The following is a 6,000-nucleotide window of genomic DNA, read 5'->3' as shown; positions in this document are numbered from 1 at the left end:
GCTCGGGACGAAGGCCTCTTAATGGATAGCTCGCTAGCCGCCGAAGAGCGGTGCGAGGTTCTTGAACAGTTGCTGGATGCCCAGTGCAATGAACAGCATCGCGGTAATGGCCAGCGCGGTGTTGGTGTGCCAACGGTTCGCCCAGCGCTTAGGGATGCGCTTGCCGTTGAGCAGTCCAAGCAAGGTGATCGCCAAGAATGGCATGAACAGCGAGCCAAGCACGCCGTAAGCCAAGATCAGTGCGATTGGCTTGTCCAGCAAGAACAGCACCATAGGAGGGAAGGTCAACCAGAGTACGTAGAACTTGAAGTACTTGCCACCGGTCATCGTGTCCGGGTGGCCGGCTGGCTTCTTGCGCATGTGGCCCCAGAAGTCGGCGAACATCAACGAAACACCGTTCCATACGCCGATAATCGAGGAGAAGGAAGCGGCCCAGAAGCCGACAAGGAATCCGGTGCCAACGAAGGTGCCGTAACGTTCGTTGAGCACATCACCCAAGTCCAGCAGACCGCGGTCACCTGCGGACAAGGAAACGCCAGCAGCCTGAACTACTTCGGCGCCCACAATCAGCATGGCAATCACGAAGATGCCGGTCATGACGTAAGCCATCGAGTTGTCGATACGCATCACACGCATCCACTTTGGGGTGTACCAGCCCTTTTCACGCAGCCAGTATCCGTAAGCAGCCAGGGTAATAGTGCCGCCGACACCGCCGGCTAGTGCCAGGGTGTAGACCACGCCGCCGGACGGAATCATTGGAACGAGTCCCTTGATCATCTCCGGGAAGTTCGGCGCAGCAATGACTGCCAAGCCAACTACGGTAATGAACATGATGCCCACCAGAACCGCGGTGACCTTCTCAAAGAAGGAGTACTTGCCGAACCAGACCATGGCAAAACCGGCCAGGCCCATCAGGACTGCCCAGATCTTCAAATCCACGGCTGGGAAGAGTGCTGCCAACGGCATGGCCGCAGAACTCATCGCGGTGGCGCCGTAGACGAAGCCCCAGATGATGATGTACGGACCGAAGTACCAGGTGGTCCACTTACCAAGGGTCTTCCAACCCTCAAAGATGGTCTTTCCGGTGGCCAGTGTGTAACGTCCGGCGCCTTCGACCAAAACGATTTTGAGGATGACACCCAAAATCACTGCCCAAAGTAGGGCGTAGCCGTACTGGCTACCCGCAACCAAGGTGGCGACCATATCGGCTGCGCCTACACCGGTTGCCGCAACAACCAGACCCGGTCCGACAATCTTCCATTTTGGTGGACCGCCACCGTCGCGGTCGCCCTGAACCGCGGCGTCTGAAGCGCCCGGCTGCTGCTGTTCGGCCATGAATATAATCCTTAAAAGTTTTTGCTCGTTTCCGGTGCGAGTACCGGTGTCCGTGATCGGTTTACGTGAGGTAAAAGCTACATTGATTTTCATCACGCCAACATGAGAGACAGATCTAATGTGTGGGTGAGCCAGCCCATATCCAACATGTGCGCCAAATCTTAAGACTGTCTTAGGAAACCGTTCGGTCAGTTATTCGTTTAGCCCAGCTGATAAAGTGCATCTGGGTGCGTGGTGCACCAGAGATCGAAGGGACATGACCTTGCAGCTGCTTATCGTCGAGGATGACGACGCCGTCGCGACGGCCCTGGTCGACGCCGTGGCAGCTGCCGGACATACGGCAATCTGCGTGGCCCGAGGGGCCGATGCGCTGCTGCGGCACCGCGAAGCGCAGATGATCCTGCTCGATTTGGGCCTACCGGACATGGATGGGCTCGAGGTTCTGCGCAAGCTGCGACTTATCACCAGTAGTCCGATAGTCATCCTCAGCGCCCGCGATGATGAACGCAGCGTCGTTCGAGGACTGCGCCAAGGCGCCGATGATTATTTGGTTAAACCCATTGGACTGACGGTGCTTCTGGCACGCATTGAGGCTGTGGCCAGGCGTTCGCAGCTCAGCTCGAGTTCCAGTAGCGAATTGCAGGTTGGTGAACTGCGTATTGATTTAGATAAGCGAACCGCCGGGTTGGGGGAGCGGTCACTGAATCTGACAGCGAAAGAGTTTGATTTGCTCTCCTTGCTGGCACAACATGCAGGCTCGGTCGTGACCCGCGAACAAATACTCGACGCGCTGTGGGGAGACGCTTTCATAGCGGTTTCCCGTTCCTTGGACGTACATCTGACGGGGTTGCGCGCCAAGCTGGACAGTCCGGGAATGATCATCAACGTGCGCGGAGTCGGCTACCGCATCGAGGCCCCGTGAGACGCCGCGTCATTCTCATCTTGGGTTCCTTGCTGGCGTTGTTAGTGATCATCGTTTCCGGCGTGCTGATGCAAAATGCGAGCGTTGATGCCACCCAGCAACTGCGGCTGACCCGTGCCGCGTCGCTGAACCGTTTTGTTCAGCTGGCGGCTTCCACGGATGCGGATCATGGCAAATTGCAACAAGAAATGGATACCTACTCACAGCTCTACAACGAGGGGCTGCTGATACGGATAGATCAGCAGACCTTCACCTCTGGGAATATCGATCCGCGTGACCCGCAGGTTCAACAGGTGGTTGAGAACACCGAACTGAATCTAGGACACACCGATATTGACACCATCAACCCTTTATCCAACGACAAGTCGCTCATCGCTCGGCCTTATGGCAATTCCACTCAGGTGCTGGGCGCGGTAATAATGCAGGTAAATCTCGATTCTGCCCGAGAGCTGGTTTTGCAACGCTGGGTGCTGGTGGTGTTAGTCAGCCTGACCGCAGGCTCAGCCTTATTGCTTCTGGCAGATCGAGTCACCACCTGGGTATTACGACCTATCCACCGGCTCAACGAGGCGACCAAGGCCCTAGCTGCAACAAAAACCGCGGCGCCTTTAGAAGCTGCTGGCCCGCCGGAACTACAGGAATTGGCACGTTCTTTTAGCACCATGGCTCAGGTGATGACCGCTAGTTTGGCGCAGCAGCGCGAACTTATTGCCGAAACCTCACATCAGTTGCGCAACCCGGTCGCCGCCTTGCGACTACGCGTGGATCTTCTGAAAATGCGGCTCGGCGACGAGGCGGATCCGCAAGGGGTGCGGGCGGTGGAGAAAGAACTGCGAAGAGTCGAAACCCTGTTGGACGCGGTGCTGCGTTTGGCCAGCGCCGACCACCGACTCTCTGAGCTCACCGCTGGCACTACGCTGGCCACGGGCGTTGCCGACTCCGCGCCGGTCCCGGTACGTGATTTGCTCATCGAAGAAATTGAGCGGCGGACCGAGAGCGCCCGCAACACCGGCACGGAGTTATTGTTCAACTCGGGCCAAGAAACTGAATTCTGGGTAAGTTGCAACGAATTCGAGCTGCAGCAAATGATCGCCGAACTCTACGAGAACTGCCTGAAATATGCTCCGGGAGCACCGGTGCTTACGAGCCTTACCGCCACGGAACAAATCGTCGAAATCATCATCAGAGATCACGGACCGGGGCTGCGCACCAAGGACTTAGCCTTGGTCACCGAGCGTTTCTGGCGGGCGGATCCCACCGGGGCAAGCCCCGGAACTGGTTTGGGCATGGCGATTGTGGAACGTCTGGCCCAAGCTAATGGCGGCGAACTGATCGTAGAGGCCGGCGTTGGTGGCGGACTGCAGATGAGACTTCTTCTGCTACGCAGCGCTGCACCGAGGCAGGGGGTGCACCTTGGGTAAATCACCGGCTATTGGCGCGCGAACTATCGGACGCAGACAGCTACTTCGCTGGGGTGGACTCTCGCTGATGGGTGCCGGGCTGGCCGCTTGTTCCGCCGGGCCGTTGATTCCGCGGCTGGATGTCGCCGGGGGTGAAAACGGCGGCATGTATTTTGAATTCGCGACCTTATTGTGCGAGGCACTGGTTAAATACAAGATCGCCGAAAACTCCGAGGCGTTGATCACCGAGGCCAGCGTCGAGAATCTGAAACTTTTGAAGAATGGGACAGCAGGACTTTCGCTGGCACTGGCCGATACTGTGGCCCAACTGAGGCCTGCGGAGAGTTCTTTAGTTGCCTTGGGGCGTGTGTACCAAAATTATTACCACTGTCTGGTGCCGCGAGAAAGCAGCATCCGCACCTTGGCAGACCTCTCCGGGCGCAGGCTCGGCACCGGAGCCCCCGGGTCAGGTACTTGGGTCACCGGGCAGCGCATCCTTAATGCCACGGGACTCGATACCGCTATGCGTAGCCCTCGTGAACGCCAGCTCGGCTACGTTGGCGGGCTGAAAGCGCTGGAAGAAGGCAGCATCGATGCTCTTTTCCTTTTCGGCGGGATCCCTGTAAGTTCGATTACCGAGTTGGAACAACGTTTACCACTTCGGCTGATCAGTATGTCCTCGGTACTCCCGCGCTTGCGCGAAGAATACCCGCGGCTCTACGAGCCGGTGATAATCCCGCAAGACACTTATGCCGGGGTAGCACAGGTCGATACCGTCGGAGTGGCCAACCTCTTGATGGCTAACGTGTCCTTGCCCGATTCGGTGGTCTCGGCGGTAGTTGAACTCTTGGTCAACCATGCGCGCGAACTCATTCCACGTAACAGTGCGGGAATACAATATTTGACCCCAGATACACTGATCTCAACCGGCGGCCAGCCATTGCACCCGGCGGCGCAAGCCGCATACCGCAGGCTCCATGGATAATCCGCTCCCAGGCCGGGCACGAATAGAGGTTTGTAAATATGCCAAAAACGCACTCCTATGAATTGATGCAAGAAGAAGTCGTAGAGATTTGCCGCAAGCTGATCACCATTGACACCACAAACTTCGGCGATAACAACAGTCGTGGAGAGCGCGAAGCAGCAGACTACATTGCGCGCCTACTGAGCGAGGTCGGGTTGGACTCGACCATCTACGAATCAGCACCGGGACGAGCCAATCTGCTCACCCGCATTCCAGGCAGTCACCGGAGCTTGCCCGCGCTGGTGGTTCACGGACATCTAGATGTAGTGCCCGCTATCGCCGAGGACTGGTCCGTGGATCCCTTCGGAGCGCAAATTATTGATGACATGATCTGGGGTCGTGGCGCCGTCGATATGAAAGACATGGACGCGATGATCGTCGCCGTGATCAGACACCTGATGCGGGAGAAGATCAGCCCGCGTCGAGACCTGATCATTGCATTTTTCGCGGATGAAGAAGCCGGTAGTGATTATGGCTCCCTGTGGATGGTTGAGCAGCATCCAGAACTCTTCGCCGGAGCGGGCGAGGCGATCAGCGAAGTGGGTGGTTTTTCTACCGAAATCGCAGGGCAACGCGCATATCTGGTACAAACCGCTGAGAAGGGCATCGCTTGGATCAAACTTGCAGCTCATGGCGTGGCTGGCCACGGTTCACAGCTAAATGAGGAGAACGCGGTAACTCGCTTGGCGTCGGCAGTTGCGCGCATTGGCGAGTATCAGCGGCCGCTTTCTTACACGAAAACCACCAGAGCGCTATTTGAAGAACTCTCTGAAATCTCCGGGATTGAGTTCGACGAAGATCATCCCGAGCCGCTGCTCGAAGCGTTGGGGAACACCAGCCGCTTTGTTGGCGCCACCTTGCAGAACACCTCAAACCCGTCGGTACTCAAGGCCGGGTATAAACACAATGTGCTGCCTGGTTACGCTGAGGCGCTTATCGATTGCCGAACCTTGCCGATGGAACATGAATCGACACTGGCGACATTGCGGGAACTGGCGGGGGAGCATGTTGAGGTCAGCCTGCTCCAAGACCAGCAGTCTTTGGAAGTACCCTTCAGCGGCGAACTAGTGGAATCCATGGTTGCGGCGTTAAAATCCGAAGATCCGCAGGCCGTGGTGCTGCCCTACATGCTCTCCGGTGGTACCGACAACAAAGCGTTAGCAAAGCTTGGTATCACCGGGTACGGATTTGCTCCGTTGCAGCTGCCTAAAGACCTCGACTTTACTGGCATGTTCCATGGCGTGGATGAGCGGGTGCCGATCTCGGCCCTGAAGTTCGGAACCCGTGTGCTTGACCGTCTACTTAGAAACTATTAGGAG

5 protein-coding genes are annotated in these 6,000 nt (G+C 57.2%); 4 read left to right on the top strand and 1 reads right to left on the bottom strand.

Features of this window, described 5'->3' with window-relative positions:
- Positions 1 to 33: 33 nt before the first annotated feature.
- The gene (locus CIK74_RS01740) at positions 34 to 1,335 is read right to left on the bottom strand and encodes an Nramp family divalent metal transporter (RefSeq protein ID WP_096253980.1); all 1,302 of its coding nucleotides are present in this window, start codon (positions 1,333 to 1,335) and stop codon (positions 34 to 36) included.
- Positions 1,336 to 1,591: 256 nt separating this feature from the next.
- Between CIK74_RS01740 and CIK74_RS01735 the strand changes: the two genes are divergently transcribed.
- From CIK74_RS01735 to CIK74_RS01720, 4 genes are read left to right on the top strand one after another with little or no spacing between them, the layout of a single operon-like run.
- Complete coding sequence (locus CIK74_RS01735; RefSeq protein WP_170947694.1) at positions 1,592 to 2,257, top strand: response regulator transcription factor; 666 nt, start codon at positions 1,592 to 1,594, stop codon at positions 2,255 to 2,257.
- Positions 2,254 to 3,678: a HAMP domain-containing sensor histidine kinase gene (locus tag CIK74_RS01730; RefSeq protein ID WP_096253979.1), complete on the top strand. Its 1,425-nt coding sequence runs from the start codon at positions 2,254 to 2,256 to the stop codon at positions 3,676 to 3,678. The genes CIK74_RS01735 and CIK74_RS01730 overlap by 4 nt, the downstream gene beginning before the upstream one ends.
- On the top strand, positions 3,671 to 4,642 hold the full coding sequence (locus CIK74_RS01725; RefSeq protein ID WP_141392834.1) for a TAXI family TRAP transporter solute-binding subunit: 972 nt from the start codon (positions 3,671 to 3,673) through the stop codon (positions 4,640 to 4,642). Before CIK74_RS01730 ends, CIK74_RS01725 begins: the two co-directional genes overlap by 8 nt.
- A gap of 38 nt (positions 4,643 to 4,680) precedes the next feature.
- Entirely contained in the window at positions 4,681 to 5,997 is a 1,317-nt protein-coding gene (locus tag CIK74_RS01720) for a M20/M25/M40 family metallo-hydrolase (RefSeq protein WP_096253977.1), read from the top strand.
- The last annotated feature ends 3 nt before the right edge of the window (positions 5,998 to 6,000 follow it).

This window comes from Glutamicibacter sp. BW77 (assembly GCF_002332285.1).
GTDB classification, from domain to species: domain Bacteria; phylum Actinomycetota; class Actinomycetes; order Actinomycetales; family Micrococcaceae; genus Glutamicibacter; species Glutamicibacter bergerei.
Note: the sequence above shows the minus strand (reverse complement) of the source record. Positions and strands in the feature narration are given on the sequence as shown.

Coding starts and splice junctions, on each gene's coding strand:
- CIK74_RS01720 (WP_096253977.1), top strand. CDS start 4,681: ATGCCAAAAACGCACTCCTATGAATTGATGCAAGAAGAAGTCGTAGAG.
- CIK74_RS01735 (WP_170947694.1), top strand. CDS start 1,592: ATGACCTTGCAGCTGCTTATCGTCGAGGATGACGACGCCGTCGCGACG.
- CIK74_RS01740 (WP_096253980.1), bottom strand. CDS start 1,335: ATGGCCGAACAGCAGCAGCCGGGCGCTTCAGACGCCGCGGTTCAGGGC.